Source organism: Microbacterium sp. CFSPD4_SD4, from assembly GCF_057364585.1.
Genome location: NZ_JBNFOC010000003.1, coordinates 211265 through 233493 on the forward strand (window position 1 = coordinate 211265; position 22229 = coordinate 233493).

Below are 22229 nucleotides of genomic sequence, written 5' to 3' on the forward strand. Positions count from 1 at the left end.
CGACGGATGCCGCGCCCGAGCCGCTCGCGTAGCGTGGGGGAGTGATCCGTCCGCTGTCCCGCACCGGCCTCGTCCTCGACATCGTCGGGGCGGTGCTGCTGTTCGCGCTCCTCACGCCGCTCGGGGTCGTGTTCTATGCGCCCCAGCCGGACGTGGCCGGGTCCTCCGCGGTCAACGTCATCGGTCTGATCTCGTCGTCGGTGTTCCTGTTCGGCGGTGTCGCGATCGGTCGTCTGGCACCCGGTCTCGCGCTGGCCGCGGCCTGGGCCGGAGCCATCGTGCAGATGCTGGCCGGGTTCGGGCCGCTGCCGACCGACTTCGCGATCCTCCTCGTGCTGTACGCGACCTCCGCGTGGGGCACCCGCCGCGTGCTCTGGTGGGGGTTCGGATCGGTGATCGTCGGCGGCATCGTCGCCGCGCTGTACATGGTCGTCGCCGGGGGCGTCATGTTCGGCTCCGGCAGCGGCTGGGAGCTCGTGACCGGAGGCACCCTGCTCGTCGCGGCCTCCATCATGGCGCTGGGGTTCGCGTGGGTGTGCGGCCTCCTCTGGCGGGTCGTGCTGCGCAACCGGCGCACGCGTTCGGCGCAGCTGCAGGCCGAGGCCCTGGCCGCCGAGGAGCAGGAACGGGTGCGCATCGCGCGGGACATGCATGACGTCGTGGCCCACTCGCTCGCCGTCGTCATCGCCCAGGCCGACGGTGCCCGCTATGCCGCGGCGGTGAAGCCGGAGATCGCGACGGAGGCCCTCGGCACGATCGCGCAGACCGCCCGCGGAGCCCTGAGCGACGTGCGGATGCTCCTCACCCAGCTCCGTCATCGTCAGGGCGACGGTCCGCAGCCGACCCTCGCCGATCTCGAGACGCTGTTCGCCCAGGTGCGCCAGGCCGGCATCGAGCCGCGGGTCACGGTCGACCCCATGCCTCCGGGGGAGCCGCCGGGGGCCATCCAGCTCGCGGTCTACCGGATCCTCCAGGAGGCGCTGACGAACGCGATCCGCCACGGCGACGGCGCGGTGGACGTGCATCTCGCGTGGCTCCCGGATCGCGTCGACATCGAGGTCCGCAACACCGTCTCGCCCGAGTCGACGCCGGGGACCCCCGGAGGACACGGGCTCATCGGCATGCGCGAGCGCGCCCAGCTCGTGGGCGGTAGTCTGCAAGCCGAGCGCCGTGGTGCGCAGTTCGTCGTCCAGAGCAGCCTTCCGATCGGAGCCCCGCAGTGATCAGAGTCGTGCTGGTGGACGACCAGGCGCTGTTCCGGGCGGGGATCCGCATGCTCGTGGCCTCCCAGCCGGACCTCGAGGTCGTGGGGGAGGCGGGCAACGGGCGCGAGGCTCTCGACGTGGTCGCCGCGACCCGGCCGGACGTGGTGCTCATGGACATCCGGATGCCGGTCATGGACGGGCTGACCGCGACCGCGGAGATCCTGTCCCGCCCGGAACCCCCGCGCATCGTGATGCTGACCACGTTCGACCTCGACGAGGCGGCGGCGCGGGCGATCCGGCAGGGGGCGAGCGGCTTCCTCCTCAAGGACGCCGATCCGGAGTTCCTGCTCGCCGCGATCCGGACCGTGCACGCGGGGTCGAGCGTGATCGCGGCCTCGGCGACCCGGGAACTGTTCGAGCACTTCGCGGAGGCTCCGAAGCCCGTGCCGCCGCAGTACGCCGAGCTGACGGAGCGGGAGCGGGAGATCTTCGCGCTCGCCGCCCGGGGACTCTCGAACGCCGAGATCGCCGCGCGGGAGTTCCTCAGCGAGGCCACGGTGAAGACCCACATCAGCCGCATCCTCACGAAGCTCGCGCTCCGCGACCGCGTGCAGCTCGTCGTGTTCGCTTTCGAGCACGGCCTCGCCTGACGCCGACCCACCCCCTTCTGTTCGACCCGGCCCCTTGCGGCGGTCCGTAGAGGGGTGGGAGGAACGCAAGGGGGTGGGCCGGGAGGACGCGGGATCATCCTCCCGATGTAGCGGGATGCTCCCGGCGGGCGACGCGACGAGCGGGGGCGCGGAAATAGCGTCGTGGACATGGAGATCACGACCACCGACCTCGGGCTCGCCGCCCGCGTCCAGCACCTGAAGAAGACCTACGGCTCGGGCGAGGGCACCGTCCGCGCGCTCGACGACGTGAGCGTCGGCATCCGCCGCGGACAGTTCACCGCCATCATGGGTCCGTCCGGCTCGGGCAAGTCCACCCTCATGCACATCATGGCCGGCCTCGACAGCCCGACGGAGGGGCGGGCGTGGATCGGCGACACCGAGATCACAGGCCTCGGCGACCTCGACCTGACCATCCTGCGCCGCCGCCGCGTCGGGTTCATCTTCCAGGCGTTCAACCTCGTCCCCACGCTCGATGCCCTCGGCAACATCCTGCTGCCGTTCGAGCTCGACGGCCGCCGCCCCAGCGCCATCGAGCGCGCACGGATCGACGGCCTCATCGAGACGCTCGGCCTCGGCAAACGCCTCGGTCACCGGCCGCATCAGCTCTCGGGAGGGCAGCAGCAGCGCGTCGCCATCGCCAGGGCGCTCGCCACCGCCCCCGACCTCGTGTTCGCGGACGAGCCCACGGGCAACCTCGACTCCCAGACCGGACGGGAGGTGCTGCGCCTGCTCGCGTCCGCCAGCCGGGAGCACGGCCAGTCCATCGCGATGGTCACGCATGACGCGATCGCGGCGAGCCACGCCGACCGGGTGCTCTACCTCGGCGACGGCCGGATCGTCGCGGATCACCCGCGGCAGACCGCGGAGCAGATCTCGGCCTACATGCTCGCCGCGGAGGTGTCGGCATGACCGCGCTCGCCACGGTCGTCCCGGAGACGCGGACGACCGGACCCCGGCTGGCCTGGCTCCGCGACCGCGGCATGGGCGCGAGCGTCCTCGTCGCCGCGCTCTCGTCCGCGTTCGGCGTCTTCCTCGTCGAGATCACGGCCTACATCGGCGCCGTGCTCCAGGCCGATCCGTTCATCGGCGACAGCGGCACGCTCGCGGTCGTCGTCGCGATCCTGTCGGTGCTGCTCACCGCCGTCGCGATGTACGTGGCCGCGATCGTCACGGCGAATACGTTCTCGACGATCATCGCGGGCCGCACCCGGCAGATCGCGCTGATGCGTCTCATCGGGGCGACCGCGCGCTCGCAGCGGGCGCAGGTCGGCCGGCAGGGGCTCGTCGTCGGGCTCCTCGGCGCGGGCCTCGGCCTTCTCGCCGGATTGCTCCTCTCCGCGGCGGCCGTCCAGCTCGGCGGGCAGCTCGTCGCCACCTCGCCGTCGTCCTTCTCGCTCGCCCAGCCGGCTCTCGCCCTTCCGGCGGTCGGTGTCGCGCTCACCACCTGGGCGGCCGCCTGGGTGGGGTCGCGGCGCGTGCTCGCGGTGACGCCGCTGCAGGCTCTGGGCGGTGCCGTCGAGCGCACCCGTGACGAGGTCTCCGGGCGCAAGGGTCGCCATGTCGGGGCCTGGGTGCTGCTGATCTCCGGCGCGGCTCTGCTCGCGGGCGGCGTCGTCCTCGGACTCGTCACACCGCTCGGTGTCGTGGTCGCGTTCTTCGGCGGCATCCTCTCCTTCACCGGGCTCGCCCTGGGTTCCGTGCTGTTCATGCCGCCGGTGCTCCGCCTCGTGGGGCGCCTGTTCGGCTCGAGCGCGACCGCCCGACTCGCGGCCGAGAACGCCCTGCGGTACCCGGAGCGGTCGTCGCGGATGGCCATCGGCGTCGTCATGGGCGTGACCCTGGTGACGATGTTCGCGGTGGCGCTGGAGTCGTCGAAGCGCCTGATGACCAGCCAGACCACGGAGGAGATCCCGGCGGAGTTCTTCGCGCCGTACGACGCCTTCGCGGCCATCATGATGGTGCTCGTCGCCGTCTCGGCCGTGATCGCAGCCGTCGGCCTCGTCAACCTCCTCACCATCGGCGTCGTGCAGCGGCGCCGCGAGCTCGGACTGCTGCGCTCGATCGGTCTGTCCAACCGCCAGGTGCGCCGCATGGTGCTGCTGGAGGCGACGCACATCACGGTGGCGGCGACCCTCACCGGTCTCCTGCTCGGGGTGCTCTACGGGTGGATCGCGGCCCAGTCGCTGCTCGGCTCCGTTCCGGTCCTGCCGGAGTTCACGCCCGCCGGGCTGATCGCCCCGCAGGTGCCGTGGCTTCCCGTGGTGATCATCATCGCCGCGACCGCGCTGCTCACGCTCGTGGCCGCCGCGACGCCGACCCGGCTGGCGACCAGGGTGGCTCCGGTCGAGGCACTCGCGGCGGACTGACGGCTCTAGGCTGGACGGATGCCGTCGCCGTTCGATCAGTCCCCGTACCAGGTCCGACTCGACTGGGGGGTGTCCGGGCTCGCCCGTCTCGCCCCGGCCGACGTCGTCGTGGTGATCGACGTCCTCCGGTTCTCCTCGACGGTCGCCGATGCGGTGGCCGCGGAAGCGGAGATCGAGCTGGCCGGAGCGCTCGACTGGTCGCGGAACGGGGCGGCGGTGGCAGCCGCCGCCCCGGCCGGGGCCACGGTCCTGCTGGGCTCGATCCGCAACGCCGGGGCCGTCGCCAGGGCCGTGCAGGTGGAGCAGGAACGCCGCCAGGGCCGCACCTCGGTCGCGCTCGTCCCGGCCGGCGAGCTCGATGCCTCGGGGGAGCTGCGCGTCGCCGTGGAGGACCAGCTCGGGGCCGGAGCGATCGCGGCGGCGCTCACCGATCTCGGCATCGACCACACGGCACCGGACGCCGCCGTGGCCGCAGAGGGCTTCCGCGCGCTGCGGCGTGCGCTGAAGCACCTGATCGGGGCGACGGGCTCCGGACGCGAGCTGCAGGCCGGGGTCTCCGCGACCGATCGCATCCGGGCCGCCGGACTGGTGCCGACCAGCACCGCGGACGCCGCCGTCCTGGACGCGGTGGACGCCGTCCCCGTTCTGCGCGGCGGGCGGTTCACGCGCTTCGAGTGAGCACGCGATCCGCGTAGGGTCGAGGAATGAGGTTCCTCCCCGCTCTCCTCGTCGACGCCGTCCTCGTCCTCGTCTTCGCCGCCATCGGTCGCGCCTCCCACCAGGAGGACCCGGCAGGGTTCCTCCTCACGGCGTGGCCGTTCCTCGTGGCCCTGCTGGTGGGGCACGCCGCTGCGCTGCTGCTCCCCGCACGGCCGCGGCGGCCGTGGTCGCTGCCGTGGGGCGCGGTGGTGTGGGTGGTGACGGTCGTCGTCGGCATGCTGCTGCGTCTGCTCAGCGGAGACACCGCGGAGGTGCCCTTCGTCATCGTGGCGACGCTCGTGCTCGGCGTGTTCCTGCTCGGCTGGCGGGGTCTCACCGCGCTCGTTCGTCGACGCCGCCGTCACCGCGAGACCGCAGCCGAGACCGAGTCCGGGCTGACCCCGTCGACCGAACCCGCGGCACATCGAGACGCGGCCGCCGGTCAGGCACCCTCGGACGCGGAGGAGGACGCCGCGCCTGCTGCGGAAGACGCCGCGCCTGCTGAGGAGGACGCCGCGCCGGCCGAGGAGGACGCCTCCGCGTCCGAAGAGCAGCCGCGCTCCGGCGGTTCAGCCGTCTGAGCAGGCGACCCCGCTCCCTCGGCCCTCAGCGCGGGGCCTGCGCGGCGAGGCGGGCGTCGGTCGTGATCTCGCGACGCGTCCAGGCGAAGAGGTGCTGGGCATCGAACGTGCGGGAGCAGCGGGCGCAGGACGTGGCCCGGCTCGGGCGGCGGTGTCGATACGTGACGTGACCGGCCGGGCAGCGGCCGACCCACGGAGCGAGCTCGACGGCGGTCTCCCCGCGGTGCGTCGTGCCGCCGACATAGCCCAGGTCGCGCGCCACGCGCTTCCAGGCGGGGCCATGGGCGGCCTGGTGTCCGGCGAGGGCGTGGGCCACCTCGTGCAGGAGCACCTGGTGGATCTCGTCGTCCTCGAAGCGGGCGGCGAGATACCGCGACACGGTGATGCGCTTGCGCGTGTAGTCGCACTGGCCGGCGCGACGCTTGGCATGGTCGAAGTCGAACGACCAGCTGTCGTCGAGATGCAACCGGATCAGTGCCTCGCCCCAGACGCGCACGCGGTCAAGTTCCGCCATGCGCTCAGGCTAAGGCATGCCGCGGACACTCGGGCGCAACGACGTCAGCCGGCGACGAGCTGCGCCGGACGACGGCGCTCCACGGCCTCGATGGCGAGGAGCACGGTCTCCAGCTCCCGGTCCTCCGCGCCGGACTCGCGCCGCAGGAACAGCGACTGCTTGAAGCTCTCCCGCGCGTCTCGTAGTCCTCGGCGTCGTAGGCGTTCTTGCCGTGGTGCTGATAGGCGAAAGCGGCGATCGACAGCCAGCGCTGCCCCTCCGCCTCCGCGGCGCACGTGGCCAGCTCCTGCTCGGCGGCGGCGTATGCGCCCCGGTACTGCAGGATCGTCGCGTGCAGCACCCGGGCGCGGAGCACGTCCTTGCGGGTGCCGGCCATCCGGGCCTGCCGCACGGCTTCGTCGGCGAGCGCGAGGGCGTCGTCGAGGCGTCCCAGCACCTTCAGCAGCCAGACCCGCTCCAGCAGGGCGGGAAGGCTGCGCTGCTCCTCGATCTCGGCCAGGCGTGCCGCGCACTCGTCGAGATCGACCTGTTCGCGGAGGCTCTCCCGGTCGTATCCCCGGATCAAACTCATTGCTCTCCTTCCGCGCGTCCCCGCACCTGTCCCCGTCCAGTCTGCCTGCCGCTTCCGCGCTCCTCGGGGCGGCGCGCCCGATCAGCGCAGGAACAGCGAGGCATCGGGTCGCGGGGACGCGACGGCGTCGGCGTCCGTGACGATCCGGGCGCCCTGGAGGAAGGCGCGGGCCTCGTCCCCCTGGGCGATCTTCGCGGGATGCGGACCCGCGGCGAGCATCCGGGGCAGCCACTCCGTCGGGAGAGGGGCGGCGGATGCCGCGACCACGAGGTTGCCGAAGCGGCGGCCCTTGAGCACCTGGGTGTCGGCGAGGATCCCGATCTCCGGGAGCACCTCGGCGATGGTCGCGGCCTGTCGACGGGCGAACGCGAGACCGGGACCGTCGGCGACGTTGACGAGCAGGACGCCGCCGGGGGCGAGCAGCGCGGCGAGCTCCCGGTAGAACTCGACGCTCGTGAGGTGGGCGGGTGTCTGCGCGCCCGAGTACACATCCGAGACGACGAGGTCGCACTCGCCGTGCAGGGCCGCCGGAAGCTTCCGGACCCCCTCCCTCGCATCGCCGATGCGCAACCGGATGGCCGCCCCCTTCGGCAGGGGGAGGTGCTCGCGGACGAGCTGCACCAGCGGGGCCTCCAGTTCGATGACCTGCTGGCGCGACCCGGGGCGGGTCGCGTCGATGTAGCGGGGGATGGTGAGGGCCCCGGCGCCGAGGTGCACCGCGGTGAGCGACCCGGGGCGGAGCTGGTCGATCACCGCGCCCATCCGCACGATGTACTCGAAGTGCAGGTGCGTGGGGTCGTCGAGGTCGACGTGCGACTGCGGGGTGTCGTCCACGACGAGCTCGAAGCCGCTCGTGAACTCCGACGGGACGATCCGGGCGAGGCCGCCATGGTCGAGGCGGGTCTGCGGGTGCTCGGCGTCCCGTGATCGCGTCCGTCCCATGCCGTCGAGCCTACGCCGCGGCCGCGGTGGTCAGCGCTGGTTGCCCACCGCGCAGGTCTCCTGCTCGAGGGTCTGCCCCGACACCTCCGGCGGGAGCGTCGCGCGCGCGTCCGGCGTGGCGCTCGCCTCGGGAGTGGATTCCGACTCCGGCGTCTCGGGCGCCGTGGGCGCGGGGGTGACCAGCTCCACGCCGCGGTGCGTCGTCACGTCGCCGGTGAGCTGGAGCGGCTGTCCGGCCCGCACCGCGTCCCACAGCGCGGCCGCAGCCTCCTCGTCCGGCACGACCTTGTCGTCGTCGAACGGATCGGCGATGTTCGGGTACTGCACGAACACGAAGTCGCTGAAGTTCACATCCTTGAGGGCGAGTGCGAGCTGGGCCAGGCGCAGCGGGTCGGCGAGCTCGTCGCTGGGATCGATGTTGTCGGCGATGGCGTTCGTCAGTCGCAGCACCTTGGGGATGTCGGTCAGAGTGTCCTCGCTGAGCACCTTCTTGGCCAGCCGCGACATGTACTGCTGCTGGTTGGAGATGCGCGCGAGGTCGCTCTCGTCCCCCACGCCGTGCCGGGTGCGGATGAACTGGAGGGCCTCCACGCCCGAGACCGTCCGCAGGCCCGCCGGCCAGTCGATGCCGGTGTGGCGATCGCGGATGCCGTCGCCGGCGATGCAGACCTCGACGCCGCCGATCGCGTCGGTGACGGCCATGACGCCGTCGAAGCTGATCTTGGCGGCGAACTCGATGGGGATATCGCCCAGTTCGCTCACGGTCTTCGCGATGCAGGAGAGGCCGGCGTGCTCGAACAGCGCATTCATCGACGCCTTCTCCATCGCGGACGCGACGGAGCCGTCCTCGCGGGTGCACTCGGGTACGGGGACGCCGAGGTCGCGGGGGAGGGAGACGACGGTCACGTTCCGGGGTGCGGCGGAGACGTGCACGAGGAGGTTGACGTCGTTGCGGCTCCGGCCGTCGGCTTCGGCGCAGCGTTCGTCGAAGAGCGCGGTCGCCTGGGGGCCGCACTCGTCGGTCCCCACGATGAGGAGGCTGAACGCCTTGTCGTCCGGGTAGGCGCCGACCGTGGGCGGGTCGACCTGCGGGGCGCCCTCCAGGGTGACGGCGCCGTCGCCCACCCGGTTGAACACGTCCCACACGAGGAATCCCGCGACCGCCGCGGTGGAGACGAGGACGACGGCGAGCCCGATCCCGAGGCCCCGCAGGACCCGGGAGGTCCGGCCGCGCGTCGACGGCGGTGCGTGCCGGGGGAGCGGAGAGCGGTCGGCGTCTGATCCACGGCGGGGCATGCGGGGAGCCTACCCCGGAGGCCTGATGTTACGGGGGTATGACGATTCTGGGAGGAACTTGCAGGGAATTAGTTAGTCGTGAATACTTTTTCCTATCCCCGGTACGCACCCGATGCACACCTGGACTTTCAAAGAGGAGATCCCCCCATGCACAAGCGCATTCTTCCGGCGGTGGCGCTCGGCGCCGCTGCCACGATCGCTCTGGCCGGCTGCGCCGGCGGCAGCGGCGACAACGGCTCGACCAATGGCGAGGGCCAGGAGCTGACGGTCTGGATCATGAAGGGGACCAACCCCGACGCGACCGCCTTCTACGACAAGGTGTCGGACGCCTTCGAGGAGGAGACCGGCGCGAAGGTCACCATCGAGGAGATCCAGTGGGCCGACGCCCACGACCGCTTCGTCACCTCGATCGCCGGCGGCACCACCCCGGACATCGCCGAGACCGGCACCACCTGGACCGCGGAGTTCGCCGACGCCGGCGCGCTCCTCCCGCTCGACGAGTACGTCGACGCCGAGGACGGCCTGCGTGACGACCTCGTCGAGGGCCTCGCGGTCGCGGGCACCTACGAGGACGAGCTCTACGGCATGCCGTGGTACGCCGGTGTCCGCTCCATCGTCTACCGCACCGACGTCTTCGAGGAGCTCGGTCTCGAGGCTCCGAAGACCTGGGACGACATCGTCGCCGCCGGTGAGGCCATCAAGGCCGCCAAGCCCGACATGCTGCCCTTCCCCGTCGCGGGTGACGCCGAGTTCCAGGTCTACCCCTGGGTCTGGGGCGCCGGCGGCGAGATCGCCACGAAGGACGGCGACACCTGGACCAGCGAGCTCGACAGCGCCGAGTCGCAGGCCGGCATCGAGTTCTACACGGGCCTGGCCACCGAGCACGGCTTCTCGTCGGCCGGTGCGACCACGTGGAAGGAGACCGACCTCCGGGACGCCTTCACGCAGGGCAACGTCGCGATGATGCTCTCCGGCTCGTGGACGCCGAACGCGCTCATCGAGGCCAACCCCGAGCTCGAGGGCAAGATCGGCGCGGCCGTGATCCCCGGCCAGGACGGCGGCATCGCTCCGTCCGTGCTCGGCGGCTCGCACCTGTCGGTGTTCAACACCACGAAGAACGCCGACCTCGCGTGGGAGTTCGTCAAGCTCATGACCACCGGTGAGTTCGCCGAGCAGTGGTCCGACGAGACCGGCTACTTCCCGGGCGTCCAGTCCGCGATGGAGGAGGCCCTCGCCTCGACCGACCCGCTCGTCGCTCCGTTCGCCGAGCAGATGGTCGACGGCGGCGCGTCCGTCCCGGTCACGCCGAACTTCGGCGCCGTGCAGGCGAAGAAGACCACCAACGCCATGATCCAGGCCATCCTCAGCGGGCAGAAGGACGTCGCGACCGCGACGAAGGACGCCGCCGCCGAGATGACCGAACTGCTCAACCAGTAAGGAACCATTCCTTCCATGTCGATGGTGCAAGCGCCACTGCCGGCCACGAAGGCGGAGCCCTCCTCCGCCTCCGTGGCCGGCGGCCGGAAGCGTCGCGGTCTCTCGATCGTCACGGCCCGCCCCTGGCTCCTCCTCGCCCCCGGGCTGATCATCCTCGCGGGGCTCATGCTCTGGCCGCTCGTGCAGGTGTTCCTCTACTCGCTGCAGGACTACGGTCTGCGCGAGATCAACACCGGTGAGAGCAACTGGATCGGGCTGGCCAACTACGCCGAGGCGCTCACCAATCCGACCCTGTGGACGGTGGTGCTCCCCAACACGGTCGGCTTCGCCGCCGTCGCGGTGTTCACCACCGTCGCACTCGGAACCCTCGTGGCGCTGCTGCTGGCGCGCCTGGGTACCGTGTGGCGCACCATCGTCTCCAGCTGCATCATGGTCGCGTGGGCGATGCCCGCCGTGACCGGCACGTACGTCTGGACCTTCATCTTCGATGCCGACCGCGGCATCTTCAACAGCGTCCTGCAGGACCTCGGCCTCATCGACGGCCAGGTCAACTGGTTCACCAACCAGTGGTCGTTCTACGCGATCGTGCTGCTGAACGTCGTCCACCACGGCTTCCCGTTCGTGGCCATCACCGTGCTCGCCGGGCTCCTGGGCGTCTCGAAGGAGATGCTCGAGGCGGCGGCGCTCGACGGGGCCGGCGCGTGGCGCCGCTTCTGGAAGATCATCTTCCCGACGCTCAAGCCCGTCTTCTCCGTCGTCATCATCCTGTCGACGATCTGGGACTTCAAGGTCTTCGCGCAGGTGTACCTCATGCCCGGCGGCAGCGGCGGCAACCGTCAGGTGCTCAACCTCGGCGTGTGGTCGTACGTGGAGTCGTTCGGTCAGAACCGCTACGGATTCGGTGCCGCCCTCGCGGTGCTGTTGACCCTCGTCCTGATCGGCATCACGATCGTCTACATCCGCTCCCTCATGAAGGAGGACGAGCTGTGAACCCCCGCCCCAGGCTCCGGTCGCGGATCGGACTCGGCATCGGCGTCGCCGCCGTCCTCGTCTTCACGCTGTTCCCCGTCTACTGGATGGTCTCCAGCGCCTTCGACGCCAAGGCGTCCAGCGGCGGGCAGTCGCTCCTCCCGCAGGAGTTCACGTGGGACAACTTCGCCTTCGTGCTCACTGAGGGCGGCTTCGGCACGTACCTGCGCAACTCGGCGATCGTGGCCCTCGTCACGGTGCTCGTCAGCGCCATCGTCTGCCTGCTCGCGGCGGTCGCCGTCGCGCGCTTCCGCTTCAAGTTCCGCACCACGGTGCTGATGATGATCCTCGTGGTGCAGATGGTGCCGCTCGAGGCACTCGTCATCCCGCTGTTCCTCCAGGTGAAGAGCCTCGGTCTGCTCAACAGCATCATCGGCCTGATGGTCGTCTACGTGGCGCTGTCGCTCGCGTTCGGCATCTGGATGCTGCGCGGCTTCGTCGCGGCCGTCCCGGTCGAGCTCGAAGAGGCCGCCTACATCGACGGCGCGAGCTGGTGGCGGATGTTCCGCTCGATCCTCCTGCCGCTCGTGATGCCCGGTCTCGTCGCCACGAGCATCTTCAGCTTCATCACGGCGTGGAACGAGTTCATCTTCGCCATGACGATCCTCGGCGCGCAGACCGACCAGTACACGGTCTCGATCGGCCTCAAGTCGTTCTTCGGCCTGTACTCCAACGACTGGGGCAGCATCATGGCGGCCTCGACGATCATCACCGTGCCCGTCATGATCTTCTTCGTCATCGTGCAGCGCCGGCTCTCCGCCGGCATGGTCGCGGGGGCGGTGAAGGGATGACCGACGAGCTCGAGCGCCTCGCGAACGGCGTGCTCTGGCCCGGATTCCTCGGCACCACGGCCCCCGCCTGGCTCCTGGAGGAGCTGCGCGACGGCCTGGCCGGTGTCGTGTACTTCGGCCAGAACGTCGGCGAGGGACTGCCCGCGCTGAGCGCGCAGATCCTGGACGCGAACCCGGACGCCCTGATCGGCGTCGACGAGGAGGGCGGCAGCGTCACGCGCCTGGAGTCCGGGAGCGGCTCCACCCTTCCCGGTGCCGCGCAGCTCGGCGCCCTCGACGACGTCGTCGCATCGGAGCGGACCGGGTCGGAACTCGCCCGCCGCGTGCGCGCCGTCGGGGCGAACGTCGTGCTCGGTCCGGTCGCCGACGTCAACACCGACCCGCGCAACCCCGTCATCGGCGTGCGCTCGTTCGGGGCCGAGGAGGCGCTGGTGACGCGTCACGTCGTCGCCACGGTCGACGGCATCCAAGACGGCGGGGCGGCCGCGTGCGTCAAGCACTTCCCCGGTCACGGCGACACCCACCTCGACTCCCACCACGCACTGCCCGAGATCGCGCTCGACGTGGCCGAGTACGAGCGCGTGCACCTCGAGCCGTTCCGCGCCGCCGTGGAGGCGGGGGTGGACGCGATCATGACCGCGCACATCGTCGTCCCCGCGTGGGGCGCGCAGCCGACGCCGACCACGGCCACGATGCCCTTCTCCCTGGCGAGGATCGCCGTGTGGGAGGTCGGGCCGCCGTCGGTGGTGACGAGGGCGAGCACCTGGTCGAGGTTCAGCAGTGCGGTGTCGGCGGGCGCGAGGTCACGCGCCACGAGGACGAACGGGTGCCCAGGGTCGGGCACGCCGGGGGCCTCCACGCCGCGCAGCCGGGCGAGCACCCGCTGCGCGATGTCGTCGAGATCGGCGGCGCGCTCACCGAGGTAGCCGCCGACGGCTTCGAGCGTGGCCCGGAAACCCGCGAAGGCGTCGTGCACGGCCCACTCCGCGGTGGCGCCGGCGTCGATCCTGCTGTCGACCTCGTCCTGCAGGGTGGGGTCCTCGGCGATCATCGCCTGCGCCTCGAGCACCTCCTGCGCCGCACCACCGGCGGCCTCGCCGCGCTGGGTCAGCTCCTGCGCCACGACGGCGACGGCCTCGCGGACCCGCGCACGCTCGGTGTCCGCCCCCGCGGTGCTCGGCGTGTTCTCGGGCGCGGGCAGCGCCTCAGTCATGCGGACGACCGGTCCCTGCGCGACGCCGAGACCGATGCCCACCCCTCGCAGCGCGCTCATCCGGCGGCGTCCTGGTCGTGGTCGGTGGTCAGCAGCTCGGTGAGCGTGTCCAGGACCCCCTCTGCGCCGTCGCCGTCGGCCGTGAGCGTCACGTAGTCGCCGTGCTCGATGGCCAGGGCGATCACCCCGAGGATGCTCGCGGCGTTGACCGGCTTGCCGGAGTCCTTGGCGATCGTGACCGCGAGGCCGGAGTCCTTCGCGGCCTGCGCGAAGATCTTGGCGGGCCGGGCGTGCAGTCCATGCGAGGAGCCGATGCGGACGGTGCGGGTGGCGGTCATGGTGTTCCTTTCGGGGCCCCGCCGGCAGCGGCGAGGGTCGACTGGGCGAGGAGAAGCGTGCGGCCGCCGTCGCGATCGGCGAACACGTCATCCGGCAAGACCGCGACGGGCGCGCGGGTCAGGTCGCGGATGGCGCCGAGGCGCTCGCGGAGGTGTGGGCCCACGAGGACGAGGTCGTGCCCTCCGAGGGAGACGGTGCTCTCGACGCCGGCGTCCGCGTCCCAGTCCAGTCCCGCCGCGGCGGCGGCGGTGCGCAGGCGCTGGGCGACGAACGTGCTCGACGCCCCGGCGCCGCAGACCACGAGAATCCTCATCGATGTCACCTTCCTGAGAACAGTCTGGGAAACCAGGCCGCGGTGGCACCAACACGTTCTCTTCCGCCCCTGCGGAACCCTGCTCGCCGCGCCCCTGTCGCCGGAGGCTGTCATCATGGAGAGCAGTCGGACAGTGCCGTCAGCACGGGAACTCGGAGGGATCATGTCGCGCCAGCGTCAGGACCAGCTCCTCGCCGCCCTGCTGCGCGAGGAGGGCTGGGCGACCGCGGGCACGCTGGCCGACCTCCTCGGCGTGACGCCCCGCAGCATCCGTTCCTACGTCGCGGCCCTGAACGCCCGCACGCCCGGCGCCGCGGTCGTCGAGTCCGGCCCGGCGGGCTATCGGGCGGGCCCCGGTGCCCGCGGTGCGCTCCGGGTGCGGCAGGGCGGCGACTCCGCGCCCCGCGAACGGCTGCACGCCCTGGTCCGGCTGCTGCTGGACGCGGAGGAGGGGATCGACGTCTTCGACACCGCGGACGCCCTGCATGTGAGCGAGGCGACGCTGGAGGCGGACCTCGTGCGGGTGCGCGGCCTCCTCGACGGCACGGACCTCACGCTCGAACGCGCACGGGAGCGGGTGCGGCTCCGCGGAGACGAGGCCGCCCAGCGCCGGCTGCTCAGCCGCCTCGCGCACGACGAGATGGACGACGCCTCCTTCCACCCCGAGATCTTCCGGCGGGCCCTCTCCGGCACGGCGGTGGATGCGCGGGCGGTGGGACCCTTCAAGTCCGCCCTGGTGGGAGAGCTCGGCGAGCTCGGCTACTACGTCAACGAACTCGCGATCGCCGACGTGCTGCTGCACATCGCGATCGCCGCCGAGCGGGTGGCCGCCGGGCGCGCCCTCGACGCGCCGCCGGTGGGAGCCCGACCGGAGATCCCGCGGGTGGGCGCGGTGATCGCCCGCCTCGCGGCCGAGCACTTCACTGTGGTCCTGGGCGAGGGCGACAGCGGTCACCTCGCCTCCCTGGTCCTCACCCGGATCGTCGCCCCCGGTGGCGAGGCGGCGCAGGAGCTCGCCCGCAGCGGCGTCGCCCCGGACGTGGAGGCGGCGGTCCGCGCGGAGATCGCGCGGGCCGCGGAGGACTACCGCGTCGACCTCGTCGACGAGACCTTCGTGCTCCGTCTCGCGCTGCACGTGCAGAACCTCCTGCGCCGCGCCGAGGAGAGCGCCCTCACCCGCAATCCGCTGACCCGCTCGCTGAAGACGACCTACCCGATGATCTTCGAGGTCGCGGTGTCGATCGCGAGCGGTCTGCACGACCGGCTCGGCACGCCCATCCACGACGACGAGATCGCCTACATCGCCATGCACGTCGGGGGCCGGCTGGAACGGAGCCGCAAGGCGGAGTCCATCCTCACCGCGACCATCGTCTGCCCCGGCTACTACGAGCTCCACGAACTCCTGCGCTCGAGCGTGGACCGTTCCCTGGGCTCCGCGATCGAGGTCACCAGCGTCGTCACGAACGTCGACCCGGACTGGGCGTCGTTCGACACCGACCTGGTGCTGAGCACGATCGAGCCCGGGGCCTCGGGCGACCGGTTCGTGCGCATCCAGCCGTTCCTCACGGACGCGGACGTCGACCGCATCCAGCAGGCCGCCGGGCGCCTGCGCCGGGGGCGGCGGCTGGCACGGCTCCGAGAGGAGCTCGCGCGCTACTTCCACCCCGACGCCTTCGTGCATCCTCTTCCGGACGAAGGGGAGGAGGCCATCATCCGGCGGCTCGGCGCGCCGCTCGTGCGGGCCGGCCTGATCGGCGACGACTACGTGGAGAACACGATCGTCCGGGAGCGCATGTCCTCCACGGCGTTCACCGACGCGCTGGCCGTGCCGCATGCGCTGCAGATGACCGCGGCCCGCACGGCGATCGCACTCGGCGTGGCGGAGGGGTCGGCGGCCTGGGGCGAGGGACGCGTGCAGGTCGTCGCGCTGGCCGCCTTCAGCGAGAGCGACCGCGCCGCCTTCCAGACCGTGTTCGAGCAGCTCGTGGAGGTGTTCAGCGAGCGCGAGAGCGTGCAGCGGATCGTCCGGCGCAGCGCGACCTTCGAGGGCTTCCTCGACGAGCTCGTCGCCGTGATCGACGGCTGAGGCTCAGGCGTCGGGGGCCAGCACCAGGGCGAGCTGGTCGAGGACGCTCTCCGATGCCGGGCCCGCCGGCGTCTCCAGCGTCACGGCGTCTCCGGGGGCGAGGGCGAGGTCCATCACCGCGAGGACGCTGCGCAGATCCACGGCCGCGCCGTCCGCGGTGCGCAGCGTGACCGGGAGCTCGTGCGCCTGCGCGAGGCGCACGAGCTCCGCGACCGGTCGTGCGTGCACGCCGTTGTGGGCGCTGACGACGACGTGGCGGACGGGCATGGTCAGGAGCGCTCGTCCAGGAGGACCCGGACGCCCGCCTCCAGCTCGGCGACGGCCGTTGCGGCCGCCTCGGCGGAATCACCCGTGGCGTCGATGTACACCTTGAGCTTCGGCTCCGTGCCGCTCGGCCGGACGATCACCCGCGAGCCGTCCGAGAGCCGGTACCGCAGCACGTCTCCGGAGGGCTGCCCCGGAGCGCTCTGCAGCAGGTCCTCGGCCGACGCGATCGAACGCCCCGCGATCTGCGTGGGCGGAAGCGAGCGCAGCGACAGCATCACCGTGCCGATGAGCGACAGATCCGCCACCCGGACCGACACCTGGGCGCTCGCGAAGTGGCCGTACGTGTCGCCCACCTCGCGGACGAGGTCGGCGAGGGTGAGCCCGCGCTCCTGGGCCTCGGCGGCCAGGCCGAGCACGGCGACCGCGGCGGAGATGCCGTCCTTGTCGCGCACGGTCTCGGGGTTGACGAGGTAGCCCAGGGCCTCCTCGAAGCCGAAGACGATGCCAGGGGCCCGGGAGATCCACTTGAACCCGGTGAGCGTCTCGTGGAAGTCCAGCCCGTGCTGCGCGGCGATGGCGCCGAGCCCGGGGGAGGAGACGAGCGAGCAGGCGAGCGAGGCGCCCGGGGTGCCGTCCGCGGCGCGCGCGGCGCGGGCGCCGAGCAGCAGGCCGACCTCGTTGCCCGTGAGGCGGCGCCAGCCGTCCGCGGCGGTCTCGTCCGGGATGGCCACGGCGAGGCGGTCGGCGTCCGGATCGTTGGCGAGGATGAAGTCCGCCTTCGCCCCCCGGGCCCTGGCGAACGCGAGATCCATGGCCCCCGGCTCCTCCGGGTTCGGGAAGGAGACCGTGCGGAACGTCGCGTCCGGATGCAGCTGCTCGTCGACCACGATCGGTCGCGGGTAGCCGGCGGCATCGAGGATGCGGGCGACCGTCTCCCAGCCGACGCCGTGCATCGCGGTGTAGACCCAGCGCAGGCGGCGGGCCCCCGCGGGCGCCGGGGCGACGGCGGCGGTGGCGGCGACGTAGGCCTGGACGAGATCCTCGCCCGCGGTCTCGTAGGCGGTGGACCGCGGCAGAGCCCGCACGTCGCCGCTGTCCGCGACCCGCTGGATGTGGGCGGCGATCTCGGCGTCGGCGGGAGCGACGATCTGCGAGCCGGCATCCGCGCCGCCGAGGTACACCTTGTAGCCGTTGTCGTCCGGCGGGTTGTGGCTCGCGGTCACCATCACGCCGGCGTCGGCGCCGAGGTGCCGCACGGCGAAGGCCAGCACGGGCGTCGGCAGCAGGCGGGGGAGCAGGATCGCGCGCAGGCCGGCCCCGGCGAACAGCTCCGCGGAGTCCTGGGCGAACACCCGGGAGTTCCGGCGTCCGTCGTAGCCGATCACGACCGTCGGCGTCGCCCCGGCGGCCCGCTCGCGCAGGTACGCCGCGAAGCCCGCCGCGGCCTGGGAGACGAGCACCCGGTTCATCCGGTTGCTCCCGGCCCCGAGGGCGCCGCGCAGTCCCGCCGTCCCGAACGCGAGACGGCTGCCGAAGCGGTCGTCGAGCTCCGCCAGAGCGGCCTCGTCCCCGGAGGCGGCCCGGGTGACGATGCCGGCGAGCTCGTCGCGGGTCTGCGGATCCGGGTCCTGGCGGAGCCAGGCGCGGGCCTGGGCGAGCCGCTCCTCGCTCACAGGGCCTCGACCACCCGGGCCAGCAGGGCGGAGATCACCGGCTCCGCCTCGCGTCCGGCTTCGATGACCTCGGCGTGGCTGAGCGGCGTCTGCTGGATGCCGGCGGCGAGGTTCGTGATGAGCGAGAACCCGAGGATCTCCATGCCGGCCTCGCGCGCGGCGATCGCCTCGAGTGCGGTGGACATGCCGACGATGTGCCCGCCGATGTGCTTCGCCATCTGCACCTCGGCCGGGGTCTCGTAGTGCGGGCCGCGGAACTGCGTGTAGACGCCCTCGTCGAGCGTGGGGTCGACCGTGCGGGCGATGTCGCGCAGGCGCTTCGCGTACAGGTCGGTGAGGTCGATGAACGTCGCGCCCTCGAGCGGGGAGTCGGCGGTGAGGTTGATGTGGTCGCTGATGAGCACGGGCTGACCGGGCTTCCACGTCTCGCGGATGCCGCCGGCGCCGTTGGTGAGGACCATGATCTTCGCCCCGGTCGCCGCGGCGGTGCGGACGCTGTGCACGACCCGGCGCACGCCGTGGTTCTCGTAGTAGTGCGTGCGGGCGCCGATGACGAGGACGTTCTTCCCGCCCGGCGTCCGGATGCTGCGCAGGGTGCCGACGTGGCCCTCCAGAGCGGGCTTCGAGAACCCGGTGACCTCGGTCGCGGGGATGGTCGCGACGGTCTCGCCGATGAGGTCGGCCGCCTTGCCCCAGCCGCTGCCGAGCGTGAGGGCGATGTCGTGCTTCTCGACGCCGGTCAGCCGCGCGATGTCGGCGGCGGCTTCGGCTGCGACCTCGAACGGGTTCGCAGTGGAGTCGTCGAGGGGGTTGCTGTGGGTTTCAGGCATGGATCCACTCTAGGAAGTGGCAGGCTCCGGTGCCAGGATTGCGGAAGAATGGAGAGCATGTCTTCCACCACTTTCGAGCGCACTCAGCGCGTCGCCGTCCTCGGCGGCGGACCCGGCGGTTACGAGGCGGCCCTGGCGGCCGCCCAGCTCGGAGCGGAGGTCACCCTCGTCGAGCGCGTCGGTGTCGGCGGTTCGGCCGTGCTCACCGACGTCGTGCCGTCGAAGAGCCTCATCGCGACGGCGGACGCCGCGGTCGCCATCTCCGAGGCCAGCGACCTGGGCGTGAACTTCTACGCCAAGGGCGAGAACGGCAAGCCGCTCAAGCCGGAGATCGCCATCAACCTCGCCGCCGTGAACAAGCGCCTCGTGGCGCTGGCCGGTCAGCAGTCCGAGGACATGCGCACCACCCTCCTCGACGCGGGCGTGCGGATCCTCTCCGGTCACGGCCGGCTGGAGGGTCCGAACGCGATCGTCGTCTCCACGGGCGAGCGGGGCACGGACTTCGACCGCGTCGAGGCCGACACCATCGTCGTCGCGGTCGGCGCCTCGCCGCGCGAGCTCGACTCCGCCAAGCCCGACGGCAAGCGCATCCTCACATGGACCCAGCTCTACGACATGAAGGCGCTGCCCGAGCACCTCATCGTCGTCGGCTCCGGCGTGACCGGCGCGGAGTTCGCGTCCGCCTACATGAACCTCGGGGCGAAGGTCACGCTCGTCTCCAGCCGCGAGCAGGTCCTCCCCGGCGAGGACCAGGATGCGGCGCGCGTGCTGGAGAAGGTGTTCAAGCGCGGCGGCATGCAGGTGCTGTCCAAGTCGCGGGCCGAGAAGGTCGAGGTCACAGGCGACGGCGTCACCGTGACCCTGTCGGACGGTCGCACCGTCGAGGGCAGCCACTGCCTCATGGCTGTCGGCTCCATCCCGAACACCGCGGGCATCGGCCTGGAGGAGGCCGGCGTCGAGCTCGACGATTCCGGTCACGTCCGGGTGAACCGCGTCGCGCGCACTTCGGTGCCGAACGTGTACGCGGTCGGGGACTGCACGAACTTCTTCCCGCTGGCCTCGGTGGCCTCGATGCAGGGGCGGACGGCGGTGTTCCACGCGCTGGGCGACATCGTCATCCCGCTCGAGCTCATCAAGATCACCTCCAACATCTTCACGGCGCCGGAGATCGCGACCGTCGGCTACGGCGTCAAGGACGTGGAGGACGGCCTCGCCGACGGCATGGTCTACAAGCTCCCGCTCGCCGCCAACCCCCGGGCGAAGATGATGGGCATCAAGGACGGCTTCGTCAAGCTCATCGCCCGCAAGGGCTCCGGCACGGTGATCGGCGGCGTGATCGTGGCCCCGAAGGCCTCCGAGCTCATCTACCCCATCGCGATCGCGGTCGAGCGTCGCCTCACCGTGGACCAGGTCTCCCGCGTGTTCGCCGCGTACCCCTCGCTGTCGAGCAGCATCACCGACGCGAGCCGCGCGATGCACCTCGTGAACATCTCCTGACCGAGACCCCGCGCAATCGCCGAGACCCCGGGCTGCAGACATCTGCAGCCCGGGGTCTCGGCGTGAAAGCGGGGTCTCGGGTCAGGAGATCGTGAGGAGCTGGTGGCCGGCGGAGACCGTGGTGCCCGCGGCGGCGTCGATGTTGCCCACCACGCCGTCCTTGTGCGCCTGCAGCGGCTGCTCCATCTTCATCGCCTCCAGGACGACGACGAGGTCGCCCTTGACGACCTGCTGCCCCTCCTCGACCGCGACCTTGACGACCGTGGCCTGCATCGGCGACTTCACCGCGTCACCGGACGCACCGGCGTTGGCGACAGTGGCGTGGCTGCGGCGCGACGGCGGCACGGCCGCCGGGCGGCCGGTGGTGCCGGGCGCGACCGCGACGCGATCGGGCAGGCTGACCTCCAGGCGCTTGCCGCCGACCTCGACGACGACGGTGTGCCGGGCGTTTGCCGGAGCCGGCGCCTCCAGCTCGCCGTCCCACGCGGGGATGTCGTTGTCGAACTCGGTCTCGATCCAGCGCGTGTACACCCCGAACGTCCCGTCCTCGGCCGTGAAGGCGGGGTCGCGGACGACCTTGCGGTGGAAGGGGATGACGGTGGGCAGACCCGCGACCTCGAACTCGTCGAGGGCCCGACGCGCGCGCTCCAGGGCCTCGGCGCGGTCCTTTCCGGTGACGATGATCTTCGCGAGCAGCGAGTCGAACGCGCCGGAGACCGCATCCCCGGCCGTCACACCGGAGTCGAGGCGGATGCCGGGGCCGCCGAAGGTCTTGAAGACGTGGATGGGGCCCGGCTGGGGGAGGAACCCGCGACCCGGGTCCTCGCCGTTGATGCGGAACTCGATGGAGTGGCCCTGCGGCTGGGGGTCGGCGTAGTCGATCGTGCCGCCGGCGGCGATGCGGAACTGCTCGCGGACGAGATCGATGCCGGTGACCTCCTCGGACACCGGGTGCTCGACCTGGAGGCGGGTGTTCACCTCGAGGAAGGAGACCGTGCCGTCGGCGCCGATGAGGAACTCGCACGTGCCCGCGCCGACGTAGCCGACCTCCTTGAGGATGGCCTTGGACGCCGAGTAGAGCTTCTCGTTCTGCTCGGGCGTGAGGAACGGGGCCGGTGCCTCCTCCACGAGCTTCTGGTGCCGGCGCTGCAGCGAGCAGTCGCGGGTCGAGATGATGACGACGTTGCCCTCGGCGTCGGCGAGGCACTGGGTCTCGACGTGGCGGGGCTTGTCGAGGTACTTCTCCACGAAGCACTCGCCGCGGCCGAAGGCGGCGACGGCCTCGCGGGTGGCGGATTCGAACAGCTCCTCGACTTCGTCGAGCTCGCGGGCGACCTTGAGGCCGCGTCCGCCGCCGCCGTAGGCCGCCTTGATCGCGATCGGCAGACCGTACTCCTGGGCGAAGGCGACGACCTCGTCGGCACCGGAAACCGGGCCGGGGGTGCCGGGCGCGAGGGGCGCGCCGACCTTCTCGGCCACGTGGCGGGCGGTGACCTTGTCGCCGAGCGCCTCGATCGCCTCCGGGGAGGGGCCGATCCAGATCATCCCGGCGTCGATCACCGCGCGCGCGAATTCGGCGTTCTCTGCGAGGAAGCCATAGCCGGGGTGCACGGCGTCGGCACCGGCGCGGCGGGCGACGGAGAGGATCTTCTCGATCTGGAGGTACGTCTCGGCGCTGGTCGCGCCACCGAGCGCATACGCCTCGTCGGCCAGGCGCACATGCAGCGCGTCCCTGTCCTGGTCGGCGTAGACGGCGACCGAGGCGATCCCGGAGTCACGAGCGGCACGGACGATGCGGACGGCGATCTCGCCGCGGTTGGCGACGAGCACCTTCGCGATTTCAGGCATGGTTGCCAGCCTAGCGAGTAGCATCCCGATACTTTTGACGACTCTCGACAAGAAAGAGGGA

20 protein-coding genes and 3 pseudogenes are annotated in these 22229 nt (G+C 71.7%); 12 read left to right on the top strand and 11 right to left on the bottom strand.

Annotated elements, in window-relative coordinates; all coding sequences use genetic code 11:
• Window positions 1-41: 41 nt before the first annotated feature.
• The 6 genes from AC2W7E_RS07345 to AC2W7E_RS07370 all read left to right on the top strand — a co-directional run bounded on the left by AC2W7E_RS07345 (window position 42) and on the right by AC2W7E_RS07370 (window position 5522).
• A complete protein-coding gene (locus AC2W7E_RS07345; RefSeq protein ID WP_485988835.1) occupies window positions 42-1223 on the top strand; it encodes a sensor histidine kinase in 1182 nt (393 codons plus the stop codon).
• A complete protein-coding gene (locus AC2W7E_RS07350) occupies window positions 1220-1855 on the top strand; it encodes a response regulator (RefSeq protein WP_025104430.1) in 636 nt (211 codons plus the stop codon). Before AC2W7E_RS07345 ends, AC2W7E_RS07350 begins: the two co-directional genes overlap by 4 nt.
• 168 nt (window positions 1856-2023) lie before the next feature.
• Window positions 2024-2785, top strand: a complete 762-nt coding sequence (locus AC2W7E_RS07355) for an ABC transporter ATP-binding protein (RefSeq protein ID WP_136051761.1) — start codon at window positions 2024-2026, stop codon at window positions 2783-2785.
• Window positions 2782-4242, top strand: a complete 1461-nt coding sequence (locus AC2W7E_RS07360) for an ABC transporter permease (RefSeq protein ID WP_338565468.1) — start codon at window positions 2782-2784, stop codon at window positions 4240-4242. Before AC2W7E_RS07355 ends, AC2W7E_RS07360 begins: the two co-directional genes overlap by 4 nt.
• Before the next feature lie 18 nt (window positions 4243-4260).
• On the top strand, window positions 4261-4920 hold the full coding sequence (locus tag AC2W7E_RS07365; protein WP_485988836.1) for a 2-phosphosulfolactate phosphatase: 660 nt from the start codon (window positions 4261-4263) through the stop codon (window positions 4918-4920).
• Window positions 4921-4946: 26 nt separating this feature from the next.
• Window positions 4947-5522 (top strand): DUF3054 domain-containing protein, encoded by a 576-nt coding sequence (locus AC2W7E_RS07370; protein ID WP_366216344.1) that lies wholly within the window; start codon window positions 4947-4949, stop codon window positions 5520-5522.
• A gap of 25 nt (window positions 5523-5547) precedes the next feature.
• Here the strand turns inward: AC2W7E_RS07370 and AC2W7E_RS07375 are convergent, their stop codons facing one another.
• The 4 genes and pseudogenes from AC2W7E_RS07375 to AC2W7E_RS07390 all read right to left on the bottom strand — a co-directional run bounded on the left by AC2W7E_RS07375 (window position 5548) and on the right by AC2W7E_RS07390 (window position 8845).
• Window positions 5548-6036, bottom strand: a complete 489-nt coding sequence (locus AC2W7E_RS07375) for a SprT-like domain-containing protein (RefSeq protein ID WP_025104425.1) — start codon at window positions 6034-6036, stop codon at window positions 5548-5550.
• A 44-nt stretch (window positions 6037-6080) separates the two neighbouring features.
• A pseudogene (locus AC2W7E_RS07380) lies at window positions 6081-6607 on the bottom strand (hypothetical protein).
• An 81-nt stretch (window positions 6608-6688) separates the two neighbouring features.
• Window positions 6689-7549, bottom strand: a complete 861-nt coding sequence (locus AC2W7E_RS07385) for a spermidine synthase (protein ID WP_485988837.1) — start codon at window positions 7547-7549, stop codon at window positions 6689-6691.
• Window positions 7550-7579: 30 nt separating this feature from the next.
• A complete protein-coding gene (locus tag AC2W7E_RS07390) occupies window positions 7580-8845 on the bottom strand; it encodes an LCP family protein (RefSeq protein ID WP_485988838.1) in 1266 nt (421 codons plus the stop codon).
• A gap of 147 nt (window positions 8846-8992) precedes the next feature.
• Between AC2W7E_RS07390 and AC2W7E_RS07395 the strand changes: the two genes are divergently transcribed.
• The 4 genes and pseudogenes from AC2W7E_RS07395 to AC2W7E_RS07410 form a co-directional block, all read left to right on the top strand.
• Window positions 8993-10282, top strand: coding sequence for a sugar ABC transporter substrate-binding protein (locus AC2W7E_RS07395; RefSeq protein ID WP_025104421.1), 1290 nt, complete (start codon window positions 8993-8995; stop codon window positions 10280-10282).
• A 15-nt stretch (window positions 10283-10297) separates the two neighbouring features.
• Complete coding sequence (locus AC2W7E_RS07400; protein ID WP_025104420.1) at window positions 10298-11272, top strand: carbohydrate ABC transporter permease; 975 nt, start codon at window positions 10298-10300, stop codon at window positions 11270-11272.
• Entirely contained in the window at window positions 11269-12102 is an 834-nt protein-coding gene (locus AC2W7E_RS07405) for a carbohydrate ABC transporter permease (protein ID WP_025104419.1), read from the top strand. The genes AC2W7E_RS07400 and AC2W7E_RS07405 overlap by 4 nt, the downstream gene beginning before the upstream one ends.
• Window positions 12099-12719: pseudogene (locus AC2W7E_RS07410) on the top strand (glycoside hydrolase family 3 N-terminal domain-containing protein); the annotation flags it as partial. The gene AC2W7E_RS07405 and the pseudogene AC2W7E_RS07410, both read left to right, overlap by 4 nt.
• A gap of 56 nt (window positions 12720-12775) precedes the next feature.
• Here the strand turns inward: AC2W7E_RS07410 and AC2W7E_RS07415 are convergent.
• The 3 genes and pseudogenes from AC2W7E_RS07415 to AC2W7E_RS07425 all read right to left on the bottom strand — a co-directional run.
• Window positions 12776-13375 (bottom strand): annotated as a pseudogene (locus AC2W7E_RS07415) (phosphoenolpyruvate-utilizing N-terminal domain-containing protein); the annotation flags it as partial.
• Window positions 13372-13653 (bottom strand): HPr family phosphocarrier protein, encoded by a 282-nt coding sequence (locus tag AC2W7E_RS07420; protein WP_062636567.1) that lies wholly within the window; start codon window positions 13651-13653, stop codon window positions 13372-13374. The gene AC2W7E_RS07420 and the pseudogene AC2W7E_RS07415, both read right to left, overlap by 4 nt.
• Window positions 13650-13967: a PTS sugar transporter subunit IIB gene (locus tag AC2W7E_RS07425; protein WP_025105675.1), complete on the bottom strand. Its 318-nt coding sequence runs from the start codon at window positions 13965-13967 to the stop codon at window positions 13650-13652. The genes AC2W7E_RS07420 and AC2W7E_RS07425 overlap by 4 nt, the downstream gene beginning before the upstream one ends.
• A gap of 163 nt (window positions 13968-14130) precedes the next feature.
• Here AC2W7E_RS07425 and AC2W7E_RS07430 point away from each other — a divergent pair, with 163 nt between their 5' ends.
• Window positions 14131-16053 carry a BglG family transcription antiterminator gene (locus AC2W7E_RS07430; protein ID WP_062764717.1) on the top strand — a complete coding sequence of 641 codons (1923 nt, stop codon included), beginning with the start codon at window positions 14131-14133 and terminating at the stop codon, window positions 16051-16053.
• A 3-nt stretch (window positions 16054-16056) separates the two neighbouring features.
• Here the strand turns inward: AC2W7E_RS07430 and AC2W7E_RS07435 are convergent, their stop codons facing one another.
• From AC2W7E_RS07435 to AC2W7E_RS07445, 3 genes are read right to left on the bottom strand one after another with little or no spacing between them, the layout of a single operon-like run.
• Window positions 16057-16320, bottom strand: a complete 264-nt coding sequence (locus AC2W7E_RS07435; protein ID WP_062636571.1) for an HPr family phosphocarrier protein — start codon at window positions 16318-16320, stop codon at window positions 16057-16059.
• A 2-nt stretch (window positions 16321-16322) separates the two neighbouring features.
• Window positions 16323-17993, bottom strand: a complete 1671-nt coding sequence (locus AC2W7E_RS07440; protein ID WP_303709475.1) for a phospho-sugar mutase — start codon at window positions 17991-17993, stop codon at window positions 16323-16325.
• A complete protein-coding gene (locus AC2W7E_RS07445) occupies window positions 17990-18823 on the bottom strand; it encodes a purine-nucleoside phosphorylase (RefSeq protein WP_485988839.1) in 834 nt (277 codons plus the stop codon). The genes AC2W7E_RS07440 and AC2W7E_RS07445 overlap by 4 nt, the downstream gene beginning before the upstream one ends.
• A gap of 48 nt (window positions 18824-18871) precedes the next feature.
• On the opposite strand from AC2W7E_RS07445, the gene AC2W7E_RS07450 reads away from it, so the two are divergent.
• The gene (locus AC2W7E_RS07450) at window positions 18872-20320 is read left to right on the top strand and encodes an NAD(P)H-quinone dehydrogenase (protein ID WP_025105680.1); all 1449 of its coding nucleotides are present in this window, start codon (window positions 18872-18874) and stop codon (window positions 20318-20320) included.
• A gap of 81 nt (window positions 20321-20401) precedes the next feature.
• Here the strand turns inward: AC2W7E_RS07450 and AC2W7E_RS07455 are convergent, their stop codons facing one another.
• Window positions 20402-22168, bottom strand: coding sequence for an acetyl-CoA carboxylase biotin carboxylase subunit (locus tag AC2W7E_RS07455; RefSeq protein ID WP_485988840.1), 1767 nt, complete (start codon window positions 22166-22168; stop codon window positions 20402-20404).
• Window positions 22169-22229: the final 61 nt, after the last annotated feature.